General features: G+C 41.1%; 28 protein-coding genes. 27 read left to right on the top strand and 1 reads right to left on the bottom strand.

The window, feature by feature from the left end; translation table 11 throughout:
- Window positions 1–322 precede the first annotated feature (322 nt).
- The 16 genes from hemW to HT693_RS01650 all read left to right on the top strand — a co-directional run bounded on the left by hemW (window position 323) and on the right by HT693_RS01650 (window position 13,641).
- Entirely contained in the window at window positions 323–1,453 is a 1,131-nt protein-coding gene (hemW, locus tag HT693_RS01725; RefSeq protein WP_138704973.1) for a radical SAM family heme chaperone HemW, read from the top strand.
- 4 nt (window positions 1,454–1,457) lie between these two features.
- Window positions 1,458–2,195 (top strand): acyl-[acyl-carrier-protein] thioesterase, encoded by a 738-nt coding sequence (locus HT693_RS01720; RefSeq protein WP_138704972.1) that lies wholly within the window; start codon window positions 1,458–1,460, stop codon window positions 2,193–2,195.
- A gap of 10 nt (window positions 2,196–2,205) precedes the next feature.
- On the top strand, window positions 2,206–2,979 hold the full coding sequence (locus HT693_RS01715) for a TIGR01457 family HAD-type hydrolase (RefSeq protein ID WP_138704971.1): 774 nt from the start codon (window positions 2,206–2,208) through the stop codon (window positions 2,977–2,979).
- Window positions 2,969–3,586: a TIGR01906 family membrane protein gene (locus HT693_RS01710; RefSeq protein WP_023932785.1), complete on the top strand. Its 618-nt coding sequence runs from the start codon at window positions 2,969–2,971 to the stop codon at window positions 3,584–3,586. Before HT693_RS01715 ends, HT693_RS01710 begins: the two co-directional genes overlap by 11 nt.
- A gap of 209 nt (window positions 3,587–3,795) precedes the next feature.
- Window positions 3,796–4,197: a Spx/MgsR family RNA polymerase-binding regulatory protein gene (locus HT693_RS01705; RefSeq protein WP_000631259.1), complete on the top strand. Its 402-nt coding sequence runs from the start codon at window positions 3,796–3,798 to the stop codon at window positions 4,195–4,197.
- Window positions 4,197–4,475 (top strand): UPF0223 family protein, encoded by a 279-nt coding sequence (locus HT693_RS01700; protein ID WP_172924710.1) that lies wholly within the window; start codon window positions 4,197–4,199, stop codon window positions 4,473–4,475. The genes HT693_RS01705 and HT693_RS01700 overlap by 1 nt, the downstream gene beginning before the upstream one ends.
- A complete protein-coding gene (locus HT693_RS01695; RefSeq protein WP_172924708.1) occupies window positions 4,465–5,238 on the top strand; it encodes an inositol monophosphatase family protein in 774 nt (257 codons plus the stop codon). The genes HT693_RS01700 and HT693_RS01695 overlap by 11 nt, the downstream gene beginning before the upstream one ends.
- Complete coding sequence (locus tag HT693_RS01690; protein WP_001160256.1) at window positions 5,239–6,543, top strand: RsmF rRNA methyltransferase first C-terminal domain-containing protein; 1,305 nt, start codon at window positions 5,239–5,241, stop codon at window positions 6,541–6,543.
- A 685-nt stretch (window positions 6,544–7,228) separates the two neighbouring features.
- Entirely contained in the window at window positions 7,229–8,107 is an 879-nt protein-coding gene (gene pstS / locus HT693_RS01685) for a phosphate ABC transporter substrate-binding protein PstS (protein WP_000746334.1), read from the top strand.
- The gene (pstC, locus tag HT693_RS01680; protein WP_001070908.1) at window positions 8,107–9,024 is read left to right on the top strand and encodes a phosphate ABC transporter permease subunit PstC; all 918 of its coding nucleotides are present in this window, start codon (window positions 8,107–8,109) and stop codon (window positions 9,022–9,024) included. The genes pstS and pstC overlap by 1 nt, the downstream gene beginning before the upstream one ends.
- Window positions 9,014–9,898, top strand: a complete 885-nt coding sequence (pstA, locus tag HT693_RS01675) for a phosphate ABC transporter permease PstA (protein WP_001201787.1) — start codon at window positions 9,014–9,016, stop codon at window positions 9,896–9,898. The genes pstC and pstA overlap by 11 nt, the downstream gene beginning before the upstream one ends.
- Window positions 9,899–9,908: 10 nt before the next feature.
- On the top strand, window positions 9,909–10,712 hold the full coding sequence (pstB, locus tag HT693_RS01670) for a phosphate ABC transporter ATP-binding protein PstB (protein ID WP_000109215.1): 804 nt from the start codon (window positions 9,909–9,911) through the stop codon (window positions 10,710–10,712).
- Window positions 10,713–10,724: 12 nt separating this feature from the next.
- Entirely contained in the window at window positions 10,725–11,483 is a 759-nt protein-coding gene (pstB, locus tag HT693_RS01665; RefSeq protein ID WP_000128635.1) for a phosphate ABC transporter ATP-binding protein PstB, read from the top strand.
- An 11-nt stretch (window positions 11,484–11,494) separates the two neighbouring features.
- On the top strand, window positions 11,495–12,148 hold the full coding sequence (gene phoU / locus HT693_RS01660) for a phosphate signaling complex protein PhoU (protein ID WP_000946465.1): 654 nt from the start codon (window positions 11,495–11,497) through the stop codon (window positions 12,146–12,148).
- Window positions 12,149–12,232: 84 nt separating this feature from the next.
- Complete coding sequence (locus HT693_RS01655) at window positions 12,233–12,706, top strand: NUDIX domain-containing protein (protein ID WP_249337221.1); 474 nt, start codon at window positions 12,233–12,235, stop codon at window positions 12,704–12,706.
- 119 nt (window positions 12,707–12,825) lie between these two features.
- Complete coding sequence (locus tag HT693_RS01650; protein WP_023932778.1) at window positions 12,826–13,641, top strand: ABC transporter substrate-binding protein; 816 nt, start codon at window positions 12,826–12,828, stop codon at window positions 13,639–13,641.
- Between the two features lie 19 nt (window positions 13,642–13,660).
- On the opposite strand, the gene HT693_RS01645 is transcribed toward HT693_RS01650, so the two are convergent.
- Window positions 13,661–14,932 (bottom strand): PLP-dependent aminotransferase family protein, encoded by a 1,272-nt coding sequence (locus HT693_RS01645; protein WP_000744852.1) that lies wholly within the window; start codon window positions 14,930–14,932, stop codon window positions 13,661–13,663.
- 416 nt (window positions 14,933–15,348) lie between these two features.
- Between HT693_RS01645 and HT693_RS01640 the strand changes: the two genes are divergently transcribed.
- The 11 genes from HT693_RS01640 to HT693_RS01590 all read left to right on the top strand — a co-directional run bounded on the left by HT693_RS01640 (window position 15,349) and on the right by HT693_RS01590 (window position 24,490).
- Window positions 15,349–15,495, top strand: coding sequence for a hypothetical protein (locus HT693_RS01640; RefSeq protein WP_000669513.1), 147 nt, complete (start codon window positions 15,349–15,351; stop codon window positions 15,493–15,495).
- A 30-nt stretch (window positions 15,496–15,525) separates the two neighbouring features.
- On the top strand, window positions 15,526–15,870 hold the full coding sequence (locus tag HT693_RS01635; protein WP_080673557.1) for a hypothetical protein: 345 nt from the start codon (window positions 15,526–15,528) through the stop codon (window positions 15,868–15,870).
- Window positions 15,871–16,354: 484 nt separating this feature from the next.
- Window positions 16,355–17,086 (top strand): acetolactate decarboxylase, encoded by a 732-nt coding sequence (gene budA, locus HT693_RS01630; RefSeq protein ID WP_172924706.1) that lies wholly within the window; start codon window positions 16,355–16,357, stop codon window positions 17,084–17,086.
- Between the two features lie 9 nt (window positions 17,087–17,095).
- The gene (locus HT693_RS01625) at window positions 17,096–17,848 is read left to right on the top strand and encodes a YhfC family glutamic-type intramembrane protease (protein ID WP_000152237.1); all 753 of its coding nucleotides are present in this window, start codon (window positions 17,096–17,098) and stop codon (window positions 17,846–17,848) included.
- 112 nt (window positions 17,849–17,960) lie between these two features.
- A complete protein-coding gene (gene murB, locus HT693_RS01620) occupies window positions 17,961–18,866 on the top strand; it encodes a UDP-N-acetylmuramate dehydrogenase (RefSeq protein ID WP_055356681.1) in 906 nt (301 codons plus the stop codon).
- 159 nt (window positions 18,867–19,025) lie between these two features.
- The gene (locus HT693_RS01615; protein WP_172924703.1) at window positions 19,026–20,183 is read left to right on the top strand and encodes an ABC transporter ATP-binding protein; all 1,158 of its coding nucleotides are present in this window, start codon (window positions 19,026–19,028) and stop codon (window positions 20,181–20,183) included.
- Complete coding sequence (locus HT693_RS01610; RefSeq protein WP_000753801.1) at window positions 20,164–20,970, top strand: ABC transporter permease; 807 nt, start codon at window positions 20,164–20,166, stop codon at window positions 20,968–20,970. Before HT693_RS01615 ends, HT693_RS01610 begins: the two co-directional genes overlap by 20 nt.
- On the top strand, window positions 20,967–21,740 hold the full coding sequence (locus HT693_RS01605; protein WP_172924701.1) for an ABC transporter permease: 774 nt from the start codon (window positions 20,967–20,969) through the stop codon (window positions 21,738–21,740). Before HT693_RS01610 ends, HT693_RS01605 begins: the two co-directional genes overlap by 4 nt.
- A complete protein-coding gene (locus HT693_RS01600; protein ID WP_023932772.1) occupies window positions 21,737–22,807 on the top strand; it encodes an ABC transporter substrate-binding protein in 1,071 nt (356 codons plus the stop codon). The genes HT693_RS01605 and HT693_RS01600 overlap by 4 nt, the downstream gene beginning before the upstream one ends.
- Window positions 22,808–22,959: 152 nt before the next feature.
- Window positions 22,960–23,493: a DUF5626 family protein gene (locus HT693_RS01595; RefSeq protein WP_023939050.1), complete on the top strand. Its 534-nt coding sequence runs from the start codon at window positions 22,960–22,962 to the stop codon at window positions 23,491–23,493.
- Window positions 23,494–24,004: 511 nt separating this feature from the next.
- Window positions 24,005–24,490: an LURP-one-related/scramblase family protein gene (locus HT693_RS01590; RefSeq protein WP_023939051.1), complete on the top strand. Its 486-nt coding sequence runs from the start codon at window positions 24,005–24,007 to the stop codon at window positions 24,488–24,490.
- Window positions 24,491–24,505: the final 15 nt, after the last annotated feature.

Here is a 24,505-nt window from a genome sequence, read left to right as displayed (position 1 = left end):
CTAACAGTCTCTACGGAACAACCAAGTAAATCACATAATGTATTGCCAAATACAGGAACAGAATCAAATGCGACTCTTGCTTCTCTAGGACTTCTTGGTATGCTAAGTGGACTCGGATTTGCTCTTAGAAAGAAAAAAGAAGACTAAAAATTTAGTCAAATGAACATTCATTCTTTTGTATTGTAAAGACAAACTAGATTGGTTCTGGGAATCGTGTTCGTCATAAAATACAAAGAATGTTTAGATAAAGAAAGCGAACAATGCTAGGATTTTGTTAAAGGGAATTCTAAGTATTGTTCGCTTTTGTGGTATAATAAGTACTATGCAGAAAAAACCAACGTCAGCCTATGTGCACATCCCATTTTGTACCCAGATTTGTTATTATTGTGATTTTTCAAAAGTTTTTATTAAGAATCAGCCAGTCAACAGTTATTTAGAGCATCTGTTAGAAGAGTTTCGTTCTTATGATATTCAAAAGTTGCGGACCATCTACATCGGTGGTGGAACACCGACAGCCCTGTCGGCTCCGCAACTGGAGGTGTTACTGAATGGCTTGACTAAAAACTTGGACTTGTCTGTCTTGGAAGAGTTGACTATTGAAGCCAATCCAGGCGATTTGGATGCGGATAAGATAGCTGTTTTGAAAAATTCGGCTGTCAATCGTGTTTCGCTAGGTGTCCAGACCTTTGATGATAAGATGTTGAAAAAGATTGGGCGCAGTCATTTGGAGAAGGATATTTATGAAAATATCGACCGTCTGAAACTGGCTGGTTTTGACAATATCTCTATTGATTTGATTTATGCACTGCCTGGTCAGACCATGGAGCAGGTCCAGGAAAATGTGGCTAAGGCCATTGGACTGGATATTCCCCACATGAGTTTGTATAGCTTGATTTTAGAAAACCACACGGTCTTTATGAACCGCATGCGGCGAGGAAAATTGCCTCTGCCTAAGGAGGAGCTGGAAGCTGAGATGTTTGAGTACATCATCACTGAGCTTGAGCGAGCAGGCTTTGAGCATTATGAGATTTCTAATTTCTCCAAACCTGGTTTTGAAAGTCGCCACAATCTTATGTACTGGGACAATGCTGAATACTATGGCATCGGTGCTGGAGCATCTGGTTATGTCAATGGTATTCGATATAAAAATCATGGTCCCATTCGCCATTATCTTAATGCGGTTGAGGAAGGCAATGCTCGTATCACAGAGGAGTACCTGAGTCAAAAAGAGCAAATGGAAGAAGAAATGTTCCTGGGACTCCGCAAGAAATCAGGAGTCTCCATGGCGCGATTTGAGGAAAAATTTGGACGGTCTTTTGATGGACTTTATGGAGAAATTGTCAGAGGCTTGGTTCAACAGGGTCTCATGCAAATAGAGGGTGACCGAGTTCGCATGACAAAAAGAGGTCTCTTCTTAGGAGACACCGTAGCAGAACGATTTATTTTGGAGTAGGATGATGGGCTTAACTTATCAAATGAAAATGAAAATTCCTTTTGATATGGCTGACATGAACGGTCATATCAAACTTCCAGATGTGATTTTGCTGTCTCTGCAAGTTTCAGGGATGCAGTCGATTGAGCTGGGAGTTAGTGATAAGGCTATTTTAGAAGAGCATAATCTGGTCTGGATTATCACAGACTATGATATTGAGGTGGTTCGTTTGCCTCGTTTTGCGGAAGAAATTACCATCGAAACGGAAGCTTTGAGCTACAATCGACTTTTTTGCTACCGTCGCTTTACCATTTATGATGAAGCGGGGCAGGAACTCATCCACATGATGGCTACCTTTGTTCTCATGGACCGAGACAGTCGAAAAGTCCATGCTGTCGAACCTGAGATTGTGGCTCCTTACCAGTCTGATTTTGATAAAAAGCTCATCCGCGGACCAAAGTATGAATCCTTGGACGAGCCAGTCAGCAAGGATTACCATGTTCGTTTTTACGACTTGGATATGAATGGCCATGTCAATAACAGTAAATACTTGGACTGGATTTTTGAGGTTATGGGAGCGGAATTTTTGACCCACTATATTCCCAAGAAAATCAATCTCAAGTATGTCAAGGAAGTTCGACCAGGTGGGGTGATCACATCGTCTGTTGAACGGACTGGACTGGAAAGTAAGCATGAGATTACAAGCGACGGTGCGACCAATGCTCAAGCTATCATCACTTGGCAAGAAATAAAAAAGGATTAGGGAAAAATAGATGAAATATAAAGGCTATTTAATTGATTTAGACGGAACCATTTATAAAGGCAAAGACAGAATTCCAGCAGGAGAGGCTTTTGTTCACGAATTGCAAAAGCGAGACATCCCCTATCTCTTTGTAACCAACAATACAACCCGTACTCCAGAGAGTGTTAAGGAGATGTTGGCTCAGAATTTTAATATCGATACGCCTCTATCGACTGTCTACACAGCGACTTTGGCGACTATCGACTATATGAACGACTTGGGGCTTGAAAAGACCGTCTATGTCATCGGAGAAGCAGGGCTTAAGGAAGCCATCAAGGCGGCTGGTTATGTCGAAGACAAGGAAAATCCTGCCTATGTAGTAGTAGGTCTGGACTGGCAAGTTGACTATGAAAAATTTGCGACAGCAACTCTAGCTATTCAAAAGGGTGCTCACTTTATCGGAACCAACCCTGACCTCAACATCCCGACAGAACGAGGGCTTTTGCCGGGGGCTGGTTCGCTGATTACCCTGCTTGAAGTAGCAACACGAGTGAAGCCTGTTTATATTGGGAAACCAAATGCCATTATTATGGACAAGGCAGTTGAACACTTAGATTTGGAACGTGAAGAGTTGATTATGGTTGGGGACAACTACTTAACAGATATTCGAGCAGGAATTGACAATGGCATTCCAACGCTCTTGGTGACGACAGGTTTCACCAAGGCAGAAGAAGTAGCAGACCTACCAATCGCACCGACTCATGTAGTTTCTAGCCTTGCGGAGTGGAATTTTGATGAAAACTAAACTGACCTTTTGGAGCTCTATGCTCTTTCTACTCTCCCTCTCAATCCTTTTGACTATTTATTTGGCTTGGATTTTTTATCCGCTGGAAATCAAGTGGCTAAACTTAACGGATCGAGTCTATCTAAAACCAGAAACCATTCAATACAATTTTCATATCTTGATGAATTATCTGACTAATCCTTTTAGTCAGGTCCTAGAGATGCCAGATTTTCGTTCGTCAGCAGCTGGTCTGCACCATTTCGCAGTGGTCAAGAATCTCTTTCATTTGGTTCAGCTAGTAGCTCTAGTGACACTACCAAGTTTCTATGTCTTTGTCAAAGGGATTGTGAAAAAGGGCTTCTTGTCTCTATTTAGTAAAGTGCTTTTGGCTCTAGTGGTTTTGCCCTTACTGATTGGGCTTGGGGGAGTTTTGATTGGTTTTGACCAATTCTTTACTCTGTTCCATCAAATTCTCTTTGTGGGAGATGATACCTGGCTTTTTGATCCAGCCAAGGATCCTGTTATACTGATTTTGCCAGAGACCTTCTTCCTTCATGCCTTCCTTCTCTTTTTTGCCCTCTATGAAAGCTTCTTTGGCTATCTTTATCTGAAAAGTCGGAGAAAGTGAACCGAAAGCTGTTTTTAATTTGTATATATAAAAATGTATACAAATTAAAGCTATCCTTAAGAGTGAATTAAGCAAATCTAATTGTGTCAATCGTTCGCGAACAGTCTATTTTTCTTGAAAAAATAGGCTTTTTTTCTAAAAATCTCTAGTCAAGCGCTTTATTTTTTTGTATAATAGAAGTAGCAAAGTATAGATAAGAAGAGAAAAGCATGATTACACTATTTCTATCACCGAGCTGTACATCATGTCGTAAGGCTAAGGCCTGGTTAGAAAAACATAAGGTTCCCTTTGTGGAACACAATATTATGACCAGTCCTTTAACAAGAAAAGAATTGCAACACATCCTTTCCTTGACCGAAAATGGTACTGATGACATCATTTCAACTCGTTCAAAAATTTTTCAAAAATTGAATATTGATGTAGAGAGTATTTCGGTATCGGAATTGCTTCATTTGATTGAGCAGTATCCTAGTCTTTTGCGTCGTCCAATTATTATTGATGCCAAGCGCATGCAAATCGGTTTTAATGAAGATGAGATTCGTGCTTTTCTCCCTCGTAGTTACCGTAAGCAAGAACTAAAAGAAGCAAGAATGAGAGCTGGTATTAGTTAATGAACAAACAGTATAGTTACCCACTAGATTTGTCGTGGAGCACTGAAGAACTTGCTTCAGTGCTTTCTTTTTTTAATGATGTTGAAGCTGCCTATGAAGGCAAGGTAGAGGCTAAAAAGTTACTGGACTCCTATAAGCGATTCAAGGCGGTTGTGCCAAGAAAGAGTGAAGAAAAACGTTTGGGACGAGAATTTGAAACAGTCAGTGGCTATTCGCTTTACCGAGCAGTTCAGGCGGCTAAGGAAAAAGGGGAAGGAAAGATTTCTCTTGGAAGGTAAATTTGAATTTGCTAAAGAGCTAATTAAGAAAGCGGGTCAGTACATCCTTGACCACATGCAGGAAGACTTGCGTGTTGAGACCAAGTCCTCTCCAACAGATTTGGTGACCAGACTGGACAAGGAAGTTCAGGAACTCTTGGTTGGTGAGATTTTGTCCCGTTATCCTGAGGATAAGATTTGTGCTGAAGAAGGGTGTCTGCGAGCTTCGGTTCAAGAGGGCAAGGTTTGGGTCATTGATCCCATTGATGGTACCAATAACTTTGTAGCCCAGCAGGAAGATTTTGCTGTTATGATGGCTTATTTTGAAAATGGTCAGGGACAGTTTGGCCTAATTTATGATGTGGTCAAAGGGGATTGTTACCACGGTGGTGGGGTCTTTCCAGTTTGTCGAAATAATAAGCCCCTAGCTCCCTTTAAACCAAAACCACTTGGAGATTTTCTCATTGCAGGAAATAGTGGTATGCTAGAAACCAATGAATGGGGACTAGCTGATTTGAGTCGAGCCGTCCTCGGTGTTCGTGTCTATGGGAGTGCGGCCATTAGTTTTGCCAAGATTTTGTCAGGGCGTTTGTTGACCTATGTCACTTATCTGCAACCATGGGATTATGCTGCGGCTAGTATTTTAGGGGAAAGTCTGGGCTATCGGGTGGTGACCCTATCTGGTCAACCGCTTGATTTTCAAACCAGACAACCGGTCATGATGCTACCTCTTGAGATGCAGGAGGAAATTCAGTCCTATATTTACGAAAGGAAAAGAACTTAAATGCAATTTCCAGAAGGATTTGTTGAAAAATATGAAGAGATACTAGGAGATGAGGCAAGAGATTTTCTTGCCTCTTTTGAGGAGGAAGCGGTTTCGGCCTTTCGGGTCAATCCTTTAAAAGAAGCGCAACTTTCCTTTTCTGATACCATTCCTCAAACTCCTTGGGGACATTATGGGAAGGTTTCAGGGAAATCGCCTGAGCATGCTACTGGTTTAGTTTATTCGCAAGAACCTGCTGCTCAGATGGTTGCTCAGGTAGCCCAGCCCAGTCCTGGTATGAAGGTCTTGGACTTGGCAGCTGCACCGGGAGGTAAATCAACTCAACTAGCAGCCTATCTAGCTGGAGAGGGCCTTCTCGTCTCCAATGAAATTTCAAGCAAACGGGCTAAGATTTTAGTAGAAAACATGGAGCGCTTTGGAGCGACAAATGTTGTGGTGACCAATGAATCTGCTGACCGCTTGGCCAAGGTCTTTAAAGGCTATTTTGACCTCATTGTCCTTGATGCCCCTTGCTCTGGTGAAGGAATGTTTCGTAAGCAACCAGATGCTATGAACTATTGGAGCTTAGAGTATCCGAGTCAATGTGCTAGCTTGCAAAGAGAAATTTTAGCAGATGCAGTAACCATGCTAGCTGAAGGTGGTCGTCTGGTTTATTCAACCTGTACCTGGGCACCCGAGGAAAACGAAGAGATTGTTAAGTGGTTGCTGGAAGAGTATGATTTTGATTTGTTGCCAGTAGAGCATATCAATGGAATGGTAGCTGGTATTGACCTGCCAGAAACGGCTCGGATGTACCCTCATCAGTTTAAGGGAGAGGGTCAGTTTGTAGCCCATCTACAGTTTAAGGGTAACAATCCAACTCCTAAATGTAAGGCAAGTAAGAGCAATCTTGGTCGAGAACAAGTTGCCTTGTGGCAAGAATTTGCCCAAAACCATTTGAAGGTCAATCTACCGGGAATCTTGCAGACTTTTGGGGACCAACTCTATCTCTTACCAGAACTCTTGCCAGATTTAGGTAAGCTCAAGATTGCTCGCAATGGACTACATCTGGGCACTTTTAAGAAGAAACGCTTTGAGCCCAGTTTTGCTCTTGGTCTAGCCTTGAAACCGAGTCAGGTCGAACAATCGGTTGAAATTGGCCAAGAAGCGTTTGTCAAGTATGTGGCTGGAGAAACTGTTCAGCTGGCAGAAAGTCTGCCAAATGGTTGGTACCAAGTTTTGGTTAAAGGCAATGGCTTGGGCTTTGCAAAGGTTACTGGAAATGTTTTGAAAAATTATTTTCCAAAAGGCCTCAGATTCAAGTGAAAATGCTAGTCAAATATCTTATTCTATGTTATAGTGAAAGTATGGATTTTTTTAGTAGGATGATTCTTGATATCTTGATTGCCATCACATGTAGTTTTACTACTCAATGAAAATCAAAGAGCAAACTAGGAAGCTAGCCATAGATAGCTCAAAATACTGTTTTGAGGTTGCAAATAGGACTGACGGAGTCAGTTACAAAGCATTGCTTTAAAGTTGTAGATAGGACTGACCAAATAGGTACATACCTATAACAAGGCAAGGCTGACCTGGTTTGAAGAGATTTTCAAAGAGTACAAGAAGTTTAGTTATTAGCGTTCTTACCGCTTGTAAACTAGATTTCCCATAAAATAGAATCTTTTCCTTTTAGTTGTAAACTAGTCTGGGAGAGTAGAGAGGTTTGAGATACCTTTCTAGCTTTTGGATTATCATCTAAGGAGAGTAACCTTTTCCTTGCATTAAAAAGGGGAAAAAGAGACACGAAATGACTATAATGGGTGACAATGGGGGAAGGGATAGACAAGAGATTTTATCCACATATGAAAAAAGGAGGTTAGAAAAGAGTAATATAGCCTATATTATATAAATAATCAATTGCGCAGAAATTTGGTAAGAATTCATGCGTCAACTCATAAAGAACTACTTAAAAAATTCACAGTATTCATAATTATTTTCGAGGAGAAAAACAGTGAAAAAAAGAAAAAAGCTTGCTCTGTCTCTTATCGCTTTTTGGCTGACGGCTTGTTTAGTAGGCTGTGCTAGCTGGATTGATCGTGGAGAATCCATAACGGCTGTTGGCTCAACTGCCTTGCAACCCTTGGTTGAAGTAGCGGCAGATGAATTTGGCACGATCCATGTTGGAAAAACGGTCAATGTCCAAGGGGGAGGTTCTGGTACAGGCTTGTCCCAGGTTCAGTCTGGGGCAGTTGATATAGGAAACTCAGATGTATTTGCTGAGGAAAAAGACGGAATTGATGCTTCTGCTCTTGTTGACCACAAGGTCGCGGTAGCTGGCTTGGCTCTGATTGCCAATAAGGAGGTTGATGTTGATAACCTAACGACAGAGCAACTTCGTCAAATCTTCATAGGTGAGGTAACCAATTGGAAAGAGGTTGGTGGTAAGGACTTACCCATCTCTGTTATCAATCGGGCAGCCGGCTCTGGCTCTCGTGCTACCTTTGATACTGTCATTATGGAAGGTCAGTCCGCCATGCAAAGTCAGGAGCAGGATTCAAATGGAGCGGTAAAATCAATCGTATCAAAAAGTCCAGGAGCTATCTCTTATTTATCTCTTACCTATATAGATGATTCGGTCAAAAGCATGAAGTTGAATGGCTATGACTTAAGTCCAGAAAATATAAGTAGCAATAATTGGCCCTTGTGGTCTTATGAGCATATGTATACATTGGGGCAGCCCAATGAGTTGGCTGCAGAATTTCTCAATTTTGTTCTCTCGGATGAGACCCAAGAAGGGATTGTCAAAGGATTGAAGTATATTCCGATTAAGGAAATGAAGGTTGAAAAAGATGCTGCCGGAACTGTGACAGTGTTGGAAGGGAGACAATAATGAATCAAGAAGAATTAGCTAAGAAAATGTTGCTTCCATCAAAGAATTCTCGTCTGGAGAAATTAGGAAAAGGTTTGACCTTTGCCTGTCTTTCTTTGATAGTCATCCTTGTGGCCATGATTTTGGTTTTCGTAGCGCAAAAAGGCTTGTCGACCTTCTTTGTCAATGGTGTGAATATCTTTGACTTTCTTTTGGGAGGAACTTGGAATCCTTCTAGTAAAGAATTTGGTGCCCTTCCTATGATTTTGGGTTCCTTTATCGTTACCATTCTCTCAGCCCTTATCGCAACACCCTTTGCTATTGGTGCAGCAGTTTTTATGACCGAAGTATCACCAAAAGGGGCGAAGATTTTGCAACCAGCTATTGAACTCCTGGTTGGGATTCCTTCAGTAGTGTACGGATTTATTGGCTTGCAAGTCGTCGTTCCCTTTGTTCGCAGTGTCTTTGGTGGGACTGGTTTTGGGATTTTGTCAGGGATTTCCGTCCTCTTTGTCATGATTTTGCCGACCGTAACCTTTATGACAACGGATAGCTTGCGTGCGGTTCCTCGTTATTATCGTGAAGCCAGTTTCGCTATGGGAGCCACTCGCTGGCAGACTATCTGGCGTGTGATCTTGAAGGCGGCCCGTTCTGGTATTTTCACTGCAGTGGTCTTTGGGATGGCGCGTGCCTTTGGTGAGGCTTTAGCTATCCAGATGGTTGTCGGAAACTCAGCTGTTATTCCAACTTCCTTGACCACACCAGCTGCAACTTTAACTTCTATATTAACTATGGGAATTGGGAACACTGTCATGGGAACTGTAAATAATAATGTTCTCTGGTCACTGGCCTTGGTACTGCTCTTGATGAGTTTAGTTTTTAACAGTGTGATTAAATTGATTACGAAAGAAAGAGGAAAGAAAAATTATGCGCGCTAAGAAATTAGATAAACTTGCAACAGCTGTCCTCTATACGATTGCTAGCATCATTGTGACAATCTTGGCTTCCTTGATTCTCTATATCTTGGTTCGGGGCTTGCCCCATATCTCTTGGTCTTTCTTGACTGGAAGGTCTTCTGCTTTTCAAGCAGGTGGTGGGATTGGCATTCAGCTTTACAATTCCTTTTTCCTATTGGTCATTACCTTGATTATTTCTGTACCTCTTTCTATGGGAGCTGGGATTTACTTGGCTGAATATGCTAAAAAAGGTCCTGTTACCAACTTTGTGCGGACTTGTATTGAAATTTTGTCCTCTTTACCATCAGTGGTGGTGGGTCTCTTTGGTTACTTGATCTTTGTAGTCCAGTTTGAGTATGGATTTTCAATCATTTCAGGTGCCTTGGCCTTGACAGTCTTTAACTTGCCTCAGATGACGCGTAATGTAGAGGATAGTTTGAAACATGTTCACCATACCCAACGTGAGGCTGGTCTGGCTCTTGGGATTTCTCGTTGGGAGACAGTGGTTCATGTTGTTATTCCAGAAGCGCTTCCAGGTATTGTAACGGGTGTCGTCTTGGCATCTGGTCGTATCTTTGGCGAAGCTGCAGCTCTGATTTATACAGCAGGGCAATCGGCGCCAGCTCTTGACTGGTCTAACTGGAATATCCTCAGTGTGACTAGCCCCATCTCTATCTTCCGTCAAGCAGAAACCTTGGCTGTCCATATCTGGAAAGTCAATAGTGAAGGCACTATTCCAGATGGAACTATTGTATCAGCAGGTTCTGCCGCTGTGCTCCTAATCTTTATCCTGATTTTTAACTTTGGAGCTCGTAAGTTCGGAAACTATCTACACAAGAAATTAACCGCTGTCTAAAGGAGAAGCCATGTCAACATATAACTGGGATGAGAAGCATATCCTTACCTTTCCTGAAGAAAAAGTAGCCCTTTCTACTAAGGATGTCCATGTTTACTATGGTAAAAATGAATCCATTAAGGGGATTGATATGCAATTTGAAAGAAATAAAATTACAGCTTTGATTGGTCCGTCGGGATCGGGGAAATCTACCTACTTACGCAGTCTCAATCGCATGAATGATACTATTGATATTGCTAAAGTAACTGGGCAGATTCTCTATCGTGGAATTGATGTCAACCGTCCAGAAATCAACGTTTATGAAATGCGTAAACACATTGGAATGGTTTTTCAACGCCCTAATCCATTTGCTAAGTCAATTTACCGTAATATTACCTTTGCGCATGAACGTGCTGGAGTTAAGGATAAGCAAGTCCTAGATGAAATCGTAGAAACCTCCCTTCGTCAGGCTGCCCTCTGGGATCAGGTTAAAGACGATCTCCACAAGTCAGCCTTGACCTTATCAGGTGGTCAGCAACAACGTCTCTGTATTGCTCGTGCCATCTCTGTTAAGCCAGATATCCTCTTAATGGATGAGCCAGCCTCAGCCTTGGATCCGATTGCGACCATGCAACTAGAAGAGACCATGTTTGAGCTCAAGAAAGACTTTACCATCATCATTGTAACGCATAATATGCAGCAGGCTGCTCGTGCAAGTGACTATACAGGCTTCTTTTACTTGGGTGATTTGATTGAGTATGACAAAACTGCAACTATTTTCCAAAATGCCAAGCTACAGTCCACCAATGACTATGTATCTGGTCACTTTGGTTAGAAAGGAAACCGTATGACAGATGCGATTTTACAGGTATCAGACCTGTCCGTTTATTATAATAAAAAGAAGGCTTTGAATAGTGTTTCCCTATCTTTCCAACCTAAGGAAATTACAGCCTTGATTGGTCCATCTGGATCAGGGAAGTCAACCCTCCTCAAGTCTCTCAACCGCATGGGAGATCTCAATCCAGAGGTGACAACAACTGGATCCGTGGTGTACAATGGTCACAACATCTACAGTCCGCGTACAGATACGGTTGAATTACGTAAGGAAATCGGAATGGTTTTCCAACAACCTAATCCTTTCCCTATGACTATCTATGAGAATGTTGTCTACGGGCTTCGTATCAATGGAATTAAGGATAAGCTGGTTCTGGATGAAGCCGTAGAAAAAGCCTTGCAAGGTGCCTCTATCTGGGATGAGGTCAAGGATCGTCTACATGATTCAGCTATTGGATTGTCAGGTGGTCAACAGCAGCGTGTCTGCGTGGCCCGTGTCTTGGCAACCAGTCCTAAAATCATCCTCTTGGATGAGCCAACTTCGGCTTTGGATCCGATTTCAGCTGGTAAAATTGAGGAAACCTTGTATGGTCTAAAAGACAAGTACACCATGCTTCTGGTAACCCGTTCCATGCAACAAGCTTCACGTATCTCTGATAAGACAGGATTTTTCCTAGATGGAGATTTGATTGAATTTAATGATACCAAGCAGATGTTCCTTGATCCCCAACACAAGGAAACGGAAGACTATATTACAGGAAAATTTGGATAAGGAGATGAAAGATGTTACGATCTCAATTTGAAGAAGATTTAGAGAAATTACATAACCAGTTCTACGCTATGGGACAAGAAGTGCTCTCACAAATCAATCGTACGGTGCGTGCCTTTGTCACGCATGACCGTGACCTGGCAAAAGAGGTCATCGAAGATGACGCAGAAGTAAATGAATACGAAGTGAAACTGGAAAAGAAATCATTTGAAATGATTGCACTCCAACAACCAGTCTCTCAAGATTTGCGTACAGTCTTGACTGTCCTTAAGGCTGTATCAGATGTGGAGCGTATGGGGGATCACGCTGTAGCCATTGCCCAGGCAACCATCCGTATGAAGGGGGAAGAACGCATCCCAGCTGTAGAGGAAGAAATTCAAAAAATGGGACGTGAAGTTAAAAGCGTTGTTGAAGCAGCACTTGATCTTTATCTTAATGGTTCTGTTGACGACGCATACCGGGTAGCCTCCATGGATGAGCAAATTAACCACTATTTTGAAACTATCCGTGACCTTGCGACTGAAGAGATTAAGAAAAATCCAGAAGCCATTGTTACGGGTCGTGATTATTTCCAAGTTATTTCCTACTTGGAGCGTATCGGTGACTATGCTAAAAATATCTGTGAATGGGTTGTTTACTTTGAAACAGGTAAGATTGTCGAATTATAAAGTATTCAAAGGATAAAATTATTGTGAAAGCTTACTTTTTAATACAGTAAGCTTTCATTGTATAGATAGTTTGCTTTGTCAGAGGTGAATAATGAACTACATACAGAATATCAGAAAAAAGTTGGAAAAGATAAGATTATTTTAAATTTTACCTGTGGAATATTAAGTCAATTAGGAAAAATTTTATTACAAAAACGAGCAGATAAAGGAACGTGGGGATTACCAGGTGGTGCTCTTGAATTAGGAGAATCGGCTTTAGAAGCTTTAGTACGAGAGTTTTATGAAGAAACAGGAGTCGAAGTGAGGGTGGAAAAACTCTTAAATGTTTATACAAAATATTCAGACAGTTATCCGAATGGTGATGAGGCTCAAGTTCTTACAATCTTGTATTTAGTTTCATCTGAAACTTCTATCTCTACAAATTTTTTTACAAGTGATGAAACTTTAGAATTAGGATTTTTTGATCATAGTGACATACAAAATATTGCAATTGTAAACCAGCAGCATCAAGATATGATAAATGATTTTTTTGAAAATAAGTTCCCAATAGATAGATAAACTAACCACTGTATTTCTATTTTTTAGTAAATATATTTTATGAAAATGCAAGAAAACACTTGACAAGTAACTTAGATATCGTTATAATTATACAAAATTAACAGAGGGGTTGTTTATTTATGAAATCAAAAAAATGGATATTTGTTTTATGTAGTTTTCTTGCAAGTTTCTTCTTAGTAGCTTGCCAGTCAGGTTCGAATGGTTCTCAGTCAGCTGTTGAGGCGATTAAGCAAAAGGGGAAATTGGTTGTGGCGACAAGTCCTGACTATGCACCTTTTGAATTTCAGTCTTTAGTTGACGGGAAAAATCAGGTAGTCGGTGCAGACATCGACATGGCTCAGGCTATCGCTGATGAACTTGGGGTTAAGTTGGAAATCTCAAGCATGAGTTTTGACAATGTTTTGACCAGTCTTCAAACAGGTAAGGCTGACCTGGCAGTTGCGGGAATTAGCGCTACTGACGAGAGAAAAGAAGTCTTTGATTTTTCAATCCCTTACTATGAAAACAAGATTAGTTTCTTGGTTCGTAAGGCTGATGTAGAAAAATACAAGGATTTAACTAGCCTTGAAAGTGCTAATATTGCGGCTCAAAAAGGGACTGTTCCAGAATCAATGGTCAAGGAACAATTGCCAAAAGCTCAATTAACTTCCCTAACTAATATGGGTGAAGCAGTCAATGAATTGCAGGTTGGAAAAGTAGATGCTGTTCATATGGATGAGCCTGTTGCACTTAGTTATGCTGCTAAAAACGCTGACTTAGCTGTCGCAATTGTCAGCTTGAAGATGAAGGACGGCGACGCCAATGCCGTTGCTCTTAGAAAAAATAGTGATGATTTGAGAGAAGTGGTAGACAAGGTCATCCAAAAACTCAAGGATGAAGGAATTTACCAAAGCTATCTTGAAAAAGCAGCAAGTCTAACTGAAGTTGAAGAATAAGAAAAAGCAGAGTTGGATGTCATTCCAATTCTGCTTTTAAATAGTTTAAAACCTTTTCCAGATTGTCTAGGGACACCTTGGCAAATTGATAAGGACAGGTGCTTAAATAGGCCTCTTCAAAGAAGTCCAAGCCTAGTTGACTGTGTTTGAGATTGGCGATTTTAGGATACTGTCTCAGGTCTAGCAATAAACCATCGTGAAGAGGAAAATGAGGAAGAGGACAGGGGCTGTAAGCTAGTCTTTCCTTGATTTGTTTTTGGTAAGTTTCTTGATTATTCAAGCGAGTCAGACGATTTTTCTCAAACAATTGACTATCGATATAGAGTGATAAGGCCTTTTGCATGATGAGGTTGCTGTCGTAGTCTAGGATATTTTTGTAGGCCACAAATGCTTCTTTGATAGCATTTGGAAGAATGAGTGCTGTAATACGAAGGGCTGGAAAGAGGCTGGTCGAGAAGGACTTGATATAAATGACACGCTCCTCTGTATCAAGATAGTGGAAGGTTTGGCCCTTCTTGGAGTCCAAATCACCCAGATAATCGTCCTCTACGATATAGACATCATACTTGGCTGCTAAGTCAAGAATAGCTCGTTTGTCCTGCTCAGAATAGGAATGGCCTAGAGGATAGTGAAATCGAGGAATGGTATAGAAAAACTTAATTTTTCCTGTTTTGAAGTGGCCTTCCAGTTCCTTCAAGTCAATCCCATCAATGCCTCGTTCAATCGTTTGATAGTCCAGACCCTGAGCAATCAAGAGGCGATTCATTCGATGGTAGGTCGGTTGTTCCACCAAGATTTCCTTGGCTTGGCTAGGGAAGGAAATTTGAGAAAGGATAAACAAGGCTTGTTGGGTTCCAGAAGTCAGTACCAGTTGGTCAGCCTTGCAGTAGAGGGCTTGGTCAAAGAGGAGTTGGTGAATGGATTGTCTTAAGTCTTCTAAACCTTCTTGATTTTCATAGTAGTTGAAGAGGTAGTTTTCCCGGCCAATCAAAGTTTCATTGACACAGAGTCGGAAATCGTCATAGGCGCTGGCGTGTTCATCCGTAACCTCGATTTCGAGGTCTTGGTGTTGCCCTTGTTCTAGGACATAGTAGCCACTCTGGGGCTTGGCATAGAGGTATTGTTCGTGCCGTAATTCCAGCAGGGCGCGCTGAACGGTGTCCTTGCTACAGTGAAAGTCAAGGCTTAGTTGACGGATAGAAGGCAGGCGACTTCCCGTCGGAAAGCGTCCAGACTCGATACCATTTTTCAGATAGGAAACGACCTCTTGGTACTTGCTTTGTTTCTTCATTCCAGACCTCCCTTGATTTTGTTACATTGTACCCTTTTTTTTCCTTCTTGGCAATGTCTAGGGTGTTTCTCTCGTTCACATCTAAGAGCAAATGTGGTATATTCCCATCTTTAATACTTTTTTTGAAATCAAAGAGCAACCAAATGCAGATGTGACAGTTTTTCGGAACTTTTTTCTCTTTAAAACAAAATATGTATTTTTATCTGGGGTTGGTTTGTTTTAAAAAGTTTTCATGCTAATTTCCCCGTATTACTTGCACATATTTTTAGGAAAAAACTTGAAACCGTTTTCTAGTTGTGGTATAATAGAATTGAAAAATAAAAGTATACGAATGACTTGTTAGAAAGGAGTTTTAAATCAGAAAATCAAGTTATTTTATCAGTAATATATATTTGTGACTTGAAGGAGTGTTTTTTATGAAATTTAAAAAAACTGTAACTTCAGCTCTTGTTGTATTATCACTATTTTCTATTATGTCTCCTTCTATAGTTTCTGTTAGAGTATTTGCTGATGATGTAACTACTACGGAAGTTTCTGAAATTAGTACCCAAGAACAAAAATAAATAGATGATGTAGCTAATGTTCTTGATCAAATGTTTAGAAATGGAGTTAATGAAAAAAATTTTACTGAATATGTTTATAAAAACTTTTCTCAAAAAGATATTGCTCTTGCGGAAAATAAATTAGAAACTAATATTAATAATCTCTATGACAGAGTCCCTTGGGATGAGATGGGAGGATGTATAGCGAGAAAAATACGAGAAGAATTTTTTGCTATGACCAATGTTTCGCTAATTGTTAAGTATGCGCAGAAAAAGGCTTGGTCAGAATTAGCTAAAGTGGTACTAAGATTTGTTAAAGCTAATGGACTTAAAACAAATATTTATATCATTGCTGGTCAGTTGGCTATTTGGGCAGTTCAGTGTGGTCTGGAATAATGCGTGATAAAAACTTTTTAATAAAAGATGCGATTATTAGCTTTTTGATTGGATTTGTATATGCATATTTACTGTTACAAAAATTTATCCTTTGGAAAATCCTTTTGTTTGCATTTATTTTTGCAATTATTAATACAATATTTATGTTTGCTAGGAACAAAAAATAAATAATGATTTAGTTAAATAAAAAAAGGCCCCTAGGGAAGTGTGTTCCTTAGGGGTTGTTGTGCTAGTTCAAGTTTTGTTTCTGTCAAAATCTCAGGCTACCCGTCGGAAAGCGTCCAGACTCGATGCCATTTTTCAGATAAGCTACGACCTCTTGGTACTTGCTTTGTTTCTTCATTCTATACCTCCCTTGATTTTGTTACATTGTACCCTTTTTTTTCCTTCTTGGCAATGTCTAGGGTGTTTCCCTCGTTCACATCTAGGGGCAAATGTGGTATACTTAGGAGTAAGATTTATAGAATAACAAACAAGAAAGAGAATGGATAAGAACGTGCAGGAACCAGTGAAATTATTTCAATACAATACCCTTGGAGCCTTGATGGCTGGCCTTTATGGTGGCACCATGACAGTAGGAGAATTGCTAGAGCATGGAGACCTTGGTTTGGGAACCTTGGATTCCATTGATGGGGAATTGATTGTCTTGGATGGCAAGGCTTATCAAGCCAAAGGCTCAGGAGAGCAACCGGAAATTGTAGAAGTATCACCAGATGCCCTTATTCCTTACGCAGCAGTAGTACCACATCAGGCAGAGGTCATTTTCCGCCAGCGCTTTGAGATGACAGACAAGGAATTGGAAGAACGAATCGAGTCTTATTATGATGGGGAAAATCTTTTCCGCTCTATCAAGATTCGGGGGGAATTTTCGCATATGCATGTGCGCATGATTCCCAAGTCGACACCAGATACCAAGTTTGCTGATGTCGCAACCCATCAACCTGGATATAGTCGTGACAATGTGGCGGGAACCATCGTTGGTTTCTGGACGCCTGAGATTTTCCATGGGGTCAGTGTGGCAGGCTATCATCTACACTTCATTTCAGATGACTTGACCTTCGGTGGGCATGTCATGGACTTTGTCATCAAGGAAGGCATTATCGAGGTGGGAGCAGTTGACCAGTTGGATCAACGTTTCCCAGTCCAAGATCGTCAATACTTGTTTGCTAAGTTTAATGTTGACGAGATGAAAAAAGATATTGAAAAGGCGGAATAGGAGAAGAAAATGACCATTCATATTATCATTACCATGTTGCTGTTACTGGCTTTCTTGATAGGGAGCATTTGGTATGCCAGAAAGAAATACCAGATTAATCTAGCTGTTTTGGGCTTGGGGGCTGTTGCTTTCTTTGTCTCTTCACAGATTTTAGAAAAACTGGTGCATATCTTTGTTTTGCATCCTCAAAAAGACGGTAGTATTGCCCTCTTGCAAGACCATCCGCTTGTCTATATCATCTATGGCCTAGCCATGGCAGCATTTTTTGAGGAAACGGCTCGTCTTGTTTTCTTCAAATGGTTGGAGAAAAAGAGAAGTTTGGAAAAGGCAGACGCCTTGGCCTATGGACTGGGGCATGGTGGCTTGGAATTAATTTTCCTGGGTCTTGCTAGTTTGTTTAATCTCTACATCGTTCTCTCAGCAGTTCAAACTCAGGATCCACAGGTTATGCAATTACTGTCTGAAAATATGTTGAAGACTATCCAGTCGCTATCGGTCTGGCAGATTTATTTGCTTGGTTTTGAGCGAATCTTGGCGCTAGGTTTTCAATTACTCTTGACAGTTTGGGTTTACCAAGCTGTTCGCCAGAAGAAATGGATTTATCTCCTAGCAGCCTATGGCCTACATGCCTTCTTTGATCTGGCACCATCTCTAGTCCAAGTTGGCTGGCTGACCAATCCAGTCTTGGCGGAAGTTGTCCTAGCACTAGAGCTCGTTCTGGTTGCCTATGGAACCAAGGCAATCTTTTGCAAAAAATCATAAGAAAAAGGGGGGAACCTCTTTTTTGTTTAAAATAAGCCCAAGATTTTTTTAGGGTCGTCAAATGTCTCTAAAAATGGTATAATGGAATGAATTTTGTAAAAGGAAGAGTGACATGTCTGTAAGAGAAAAAATGCTTGAAATCTTAGAAGGAATTGATATCCGTTTTAAAGAACCCTTGCATAGCTATAGTTATACAAAAGTAGGTGGAGAGGCCGATTATTTGGTCTTTCCACGAAATCGTTTTGAGTTGGCTCGCCTTGTTAAATTTGCCAACCAAGAAAATATTCCTTGGATGGTTCTTGGAAATGCCAGCAACATCATTGTTCGTGACGGTGGGATTCGTGGATTTGTCATCTTGTGTGACAAGCTCAATAACGTTTCCGTTGATGGCTATACCATCGAAGCTGAAGCTGGTGCTAACTTGATTGAGACAACTCGCATTGCCCTTCGTCATAGTTTGACTGGCTTTGAGTTTGCTTGTGGCATTCCTGGAAGCGTCGGTGGTGCTGTCTTTATGAATGCAGGTGCCTATGGTGGTGAGATTGCCCACATCTTGCAGTCTTGTAAGGTCTTGACCAAAGATGGAGAAATTGAAACCTTGTCTGCCAAAGATTTGGCTTTTGGTTACCGCCACTCAGCTATTCAGGAGTCTGGTGCAGTTGTCTTGTCAGCTAAATTTGCCCTAGCTCCAGGAACCCATCAGGTTATCAAGCAGGAAATGGACCGCTTGACGCACCTACGTGAACTCAAGCAACCTTTAGAATACCCATCTTGTGGCTCGGTCTTTAAGCGTCCAGTCGGGCATTTTGCAGGTCAATTAATTTCAGAAGCTGGTTTGAAAGGCTATCGTATCGGTGGTGTTGAAGTGTCTGAAAAGCACGCAGGATTTATGATCAATGTCGCAGATGGAACGGCCAAAGACTACGAAGACTTGATTGAGTCTGTGATTGAAAAAGTCAAGGAACACTCTGGCGTTACTCTTGAGAGAGAAGTCCGTATTTTAGGTGAAAGCAAGTAGGAAGCTGTAGTTGAGAAGCTGCTGCTATATCATGGAAAGGGGGTGAAAGCCTATCGTTAGTGCAGAAGAATGTAGGCAGTTTAATCTCCTACACGAGGTAGTGGCGGCCTGACAGAGCCCTGATCTGTTAATCTATGAAAAAGAAGGAATAAATGACAATTGAAAAAACCAAATATTGAATTCAAAAACGTCTCTAAAGTTTTTGAAGACAGCAACACCAAGGTTCTCAAAGATATCAACTTTGAGTTGGAAGAAGGGAAGTTCTATACTCTTCTAGGCGCGTCTGGTTCAGGGAAATCAACTATCCTTAACATCATTGCAGGTTTACTGGATGCGACGACAGGAGATATTTTACTGGACGGTGTCCGAATCAATGACATCCCAACCAACAAGCGTGACGTCCATACCGTCTTCCAATCCTATGCCTTGTTTCCACATATGAATGTGTTTGAAAATGTTGCCTTTCCACTTCGCTTGCGTAAGATTGACAAGAAAGAAATCGAGCAGCGTGTATCGGAAGTTCTCAAGATGGTTCAGTTGGAAGGTTATGAAAAACGTTCCATCCGCAAACTTTCTGGAGGACAACGTCAGCGTGTGGCTATTGCCCGTGCCATCATCAACCAACCCCGTGTGGTTTTGTTGGACGAGCCTTTATCAGCTCTGGACTTGAAATTAAGAACAGATATGCAGTATGAACTGCGTGAACTACAACAACGATTGGGCATTACCTTTGTCTTTGTCACTCACGATCAGGAAGAAGCCCTTGCCATGAGTGACTGGATTTTCGTTATGAATGATGGAGAGATTGTCCAGTCAGGAACTCCTGTGGACATCTACGACGAGCCGATTAACCACTTTGTTGCCACCTTTATCGGGGAGTCAAACATCTTGCCAGGTACCATGATTGAGGACTACTTGGTTGAGTTTAACGGCAAACGCTTCGAAGCGGTCGATGGGGGGATGAAGCCAAATGAACCTGTTGAGGTTGTTATTCGTCCAGAGGACTTGCGGATTACCCTTCCTGAAGAAGGCAAGCTCCAAGTTAAGGTCGATACCCAGCTCTTCCGTGGGGTACACTATGAAATTATCGCCTATGACGAACTTGGGAATGAATGGATGATCCACTCGACTCGTAAGGCCATTGTTGGTGAGGAAATCGGTCTGGACTTTGAACCAGAAGACATTCATATCATGCGTCTCAACGAAACCGAAGAAGAGTTCGATGCTCGTATCGAAGAATACGTGGAAATTGAAGAGCAAGAAGCAGGTCTGATCAATGCAATCGAGGAGGAAAGAGATGAAGAAAACAAGCTCTAAACTCTTTGTAGTGCCTTACATGCTCTGGATTGCCCTCTTTGTACTCGCACCCTTGGTCTTGATTTTCGGACAATCCTTTTTCAACATTGAAGGCCAGTTTAGTTTAGAAAACTATAAATCTTACTTTGCGTCACAAAACTTGACCTACCTAAAAATGAGCTTTAACTCTGTACTCTATGCAGGAATTGTGACCTTTGTAACCCTGCTCATCAGCTATCCGACAGCCCTCTTTTTGACCCGTCTCAAGCACCGTCAACTCTGGCTTATGCTGATTATCCTGCCTACTTGGATCAATTTGCTCCTTAAAGCCTATGCTTTTATCGGGATTTTTGGTCAGAATGGCTCTATTAACCAATTCTTGGAATTTATCGGAATCGGTTCACAGCAATTGCTCTTTACCGATTTCTCCTTTATCTTTGTTGCAAGTTATATTGAGCTTCCCTTTATGATTCTGCCGATTTTCAATGTCTTGGACGATATGGATAACAATCTCATAAATGCCAGCTATGACCTAGGTGCGACCAAGTGGGAAACCTTCCGTCATGTCATCTTCCCTCTGTCTATGAACGGCGTGCGAAGTGGGGTTCAGTCGGTCTTTATTCCCAGCTTGAGTCTCTTCATGCTGACTCGTTTGATTGGTGGGAACCGTGTTATTACGCTGGGGACAGCAATTGAGCAGAACTTCCTGACCAATGACAACTACGGTATGGGTTCAACCATCGGTGTAATTCTCATCTTAACCATGTTCATCACCATGTGGGTGACCAAGGAAAGGAGAGAACGATGAAAAAATTTGCCAACCTTTATCTGGGACTGGTCTTTCTTGTCCTCTACCTGCCTATCTTTTACCTGATTGGTTATGCCTTTAATGCAGGTAACGACATGAATAGCTTTACAGGCTTTAGCTTGAGCCATTTTAAAACCATGTTTGGCGATGGTCGCCTTATGTTGATTGTGACCCAGACCTTTTTCTTGGCCTTCCTATCAGCCTTGATTGCGACTATTATCGGAACTTTCGGTGCTATTTACATCTACCAGTCTCGTAAGAAATACCAAGAAGCCTTTCTTTCACTCAATAATATCCTCATGGTTGCGCCTGACGTTATGATTGGTGCCAGCTTCTTGATTCTCTTTACCCAACTCAAGTTTTCACTTGGCTTTTTGACTGTTCTATCTAGTCACGTAGCCTTCTCCATTCCTATCGTGGTCTTGATGGTCTTGCCTCGTCTTAAAGAAATGAACGGTGACATGATTCATGCGGCCTATGACTTGGGAGCTAGTCAATTTCAGATGTTCAAGGAAATCATGCTTCCTTACCTGACTCCGTCTATCATTGCAGGTTATTTCATGGCCTTCACCTATTCGCTAGATGACTTTGCTGTGACCTTCTTTGTAACGGGAAATGGCTTTTCAACCCTATCAGTCGAGATTTACTCTCGTGCTCGCAAGGGAATTTCGCTAGAAATCAATGCCCTGTCTGCCCTTGTCTTTCTCTTTAGTATTATCCTAGTTGTTGGCTATTACTTTATCTCACGTGAGAAGGAGGAGCAAACATGAAAAAACTCTATTCATTTTTAGCAGGAATTGTAGCGATTATCCTGGTCTTGTGGGGAATTGCGACGCATCTAGACAGTAAAATCAATAGCCGAGATAGTCAAAAACTGGTTATCTATAACTGGGGAGACTATATCGATCCAGAACTCTTGGAGCAATTTACAGAAGAAACCGGAATCCAAGTCCAGTATGAGACCTTTGACTCCAACGAAGCCATGTATACCAAGATCAAGCAGGGTGGAACAACCTACGATATTGCCATCCCAAGTGAATACATGATCAACAAGATGAAGGACGAAGACCTCTTGGTACCGCTTGACTATTCAAAACTTGAAGGGCTTGAAAATATCGGACCAGAGTTCCTCAACCAGTCCTTTGACCCAGGCAATAAATTCTCCATCCCTTACTTCTGGGGAACACTGGGAATTGTCTACAATGAAACTATGGTAGATGAAGCGCCTGAGCATTGGGACGACCTCTGGATGCCAGAGTATAAGAACTCTATCATGCTCTTTGATGGGGCGCGTGAAGTGCTGGGTCTAGGGCTCAATTCCCTCGGCTACAGCCTCAACTCCAAGGATCCCCAGCAGTTGGAAGAGACGGTGGATAAGCTCTATAAACTGACTCCAAATATCAAGGCTATTGTGGCCGACGAGATGAAGGGCTACATGATTCAGAACAACGCTGCAATCGGCGTGACCTTCTCTGGTGAAGCCAGCCAAATGCTAGAAAAAAATGAAAATCTACGCTATGTAGTACCGACTGAGGCCAGCAACCTTTGGTTTGATAATATGGTCATTCCCAAAACCGTCAAAAACCAAGATGCAGCCTATGCCTTTATCAATTTTATGTTGAAACCCGAAAATGCTCTCAAAAATGCGGAGTATGTCGGCTATTCAACACCAAACCTACCAGCTAAGGAATTACTCCCAGAGGAGAAAAAAGAAGATAAAGCCTTCTATCCAGACGCTGAAACTATGAAACACCTAGAAGTTTATGAGAAATTTGACCATAAATGGACAGGAAAATATAGCGACCTCTTCCTGCAGTTTAAAATGTATCGGAAGTAGGATGTATGAAAACGGATCAGTCACGCTGGTTCGTTTTTTTAACTCTTTTTCTTTGCAATAACAATATTTTATGGTATAATGTAAGCGTAAACACAAACACAAGAAACTCTCTAAATATTCTATGCTTTTAAAAAAGATAGGAGGAATAAATCATGAAAAAGAATTTTATGATTTTCTTAACAGCAGTTGCTAGTTTATTGTTTTTAACAACATTTTCAACTACAAAGGCAGATGAAAATATTGACAATAACGGTAGTTATGAAACAAGAACATCTTTAGTAATGAAAGTTGGGGATTCTGCTACACAAGTATTTACAGATAATTCTGGGGAAGAAAATGTAATTACCGTTACAAAGGTTGCTGACAGACCTCGAACCAGTTTTAGATGGGCACAAGTTGGTAGTGAAAAAGCTAGTAACGGAACTTATCATATAAGTTACAGACGCGGGATATTTAACTGTGGCTTCTATATCACAATAGATACTCGTAACATTACCAGCGCATATGATTTATGGTATTTCCATCTAGTAGGCACAAACTCCGCAAATTTAGTGCATGAAAGTAATAGGAGAGCAACAGCATATTTCACATTTCAACTCAGTGTTCCTTGGATTAACGGCCCAAGTTGGGACGGAGCTCTTCGAGCAGAGCTCGACGCAGACTATCTAGTTACACTGGTGAAGTAAAATGGGAATGTTTGGTTTGATGACAGTCGCTCTTACTATAACTCTCTTTCTAATCATCATTTTTTTAATAGTAAAAAATATTAAGAAATAAATAACTTTAAAATATTTAGAGAGCAGATAAAAGACACCAAAACTAAATAATTTGGTGTCTTTTATTATGAAACATTCGAAAACTTGGGATAAAAGTTGGGATAAAAAGAAAAATGGCAGTAAGAAAAAATATATTCTGAAAAAGTAATCTGAGATGTAGGGAAAGGGTTATTTAAATAGGAATCATTTCCAGTTGACGCAAGTTTAAAAAAACGTTATAATAAGAAAGTTGAGAATTGATTTTCAGTAGTCTTAGTCCAGAGAAATGGCGGTGCTGCGAGCCATCTAAGTTAGGAAGTCATGCTACTCAATCATACAATTGCATAAGAATAAGAGAATGACAAGTTCATTGAATGAAGGTGGTACCGCGGTTTTTCGCCCTTCGTGATATGAGCTTGTCTTTTGATTTTTGGAGGTGTTGATGAAAACATTTCTTGTCAAACAAAAATTTCGTCTTGGAGGCGAACGCTTCGCTATCAAGGATGACAGGGGAGAAATCGCCTATCAGGTGGAGGGATCATTTTTTAAGGTTCCTAAAACTTTTACTATTTATGACGCTAATGGAGAACAGGTCAGTCAGATTAGTAAAGAAATCTTGACCTTGCTTCCTCGTTTTGAGATTCAGCTTCGGGATGGCTCGAGTTTTGTCATTCGCAAGAAGTTGACCTTCTGGCGAGATAAGTATGAGTTTGATAATCTAGGTCTTCGTATCGAGGGCAATATCTGGGATTTGAATTTCAAATTGCTGGATGATCGCGATCAGTTGATTGCGGGAATTAAGAAGGAACTCTTCCATTTGACCTCTACCTATACCGTAACGGTTCTGGAGGACGCTTATTCAGATCTAGTCATTTCCCTCTGTGTCGCCATTGACTATGTGGAAATGCTGGAAAGCCAATCACATTAAAGAAGTAAATAAGGA

The sequence above is a fragment of the Streptococcus sp. 2154 genome, assembly GCF_013277255.1.
GTDB classification, from domain to species: domain Bacteria; phylum Bacillota; class Bacilli; order Lactobacillales; family Streptococcaceae; genus Streptococcus; species Streptococcus pseudopneumoniae.
This window is presented reverse-complemented; position numbering and strand designations above follow the sequence as displayed.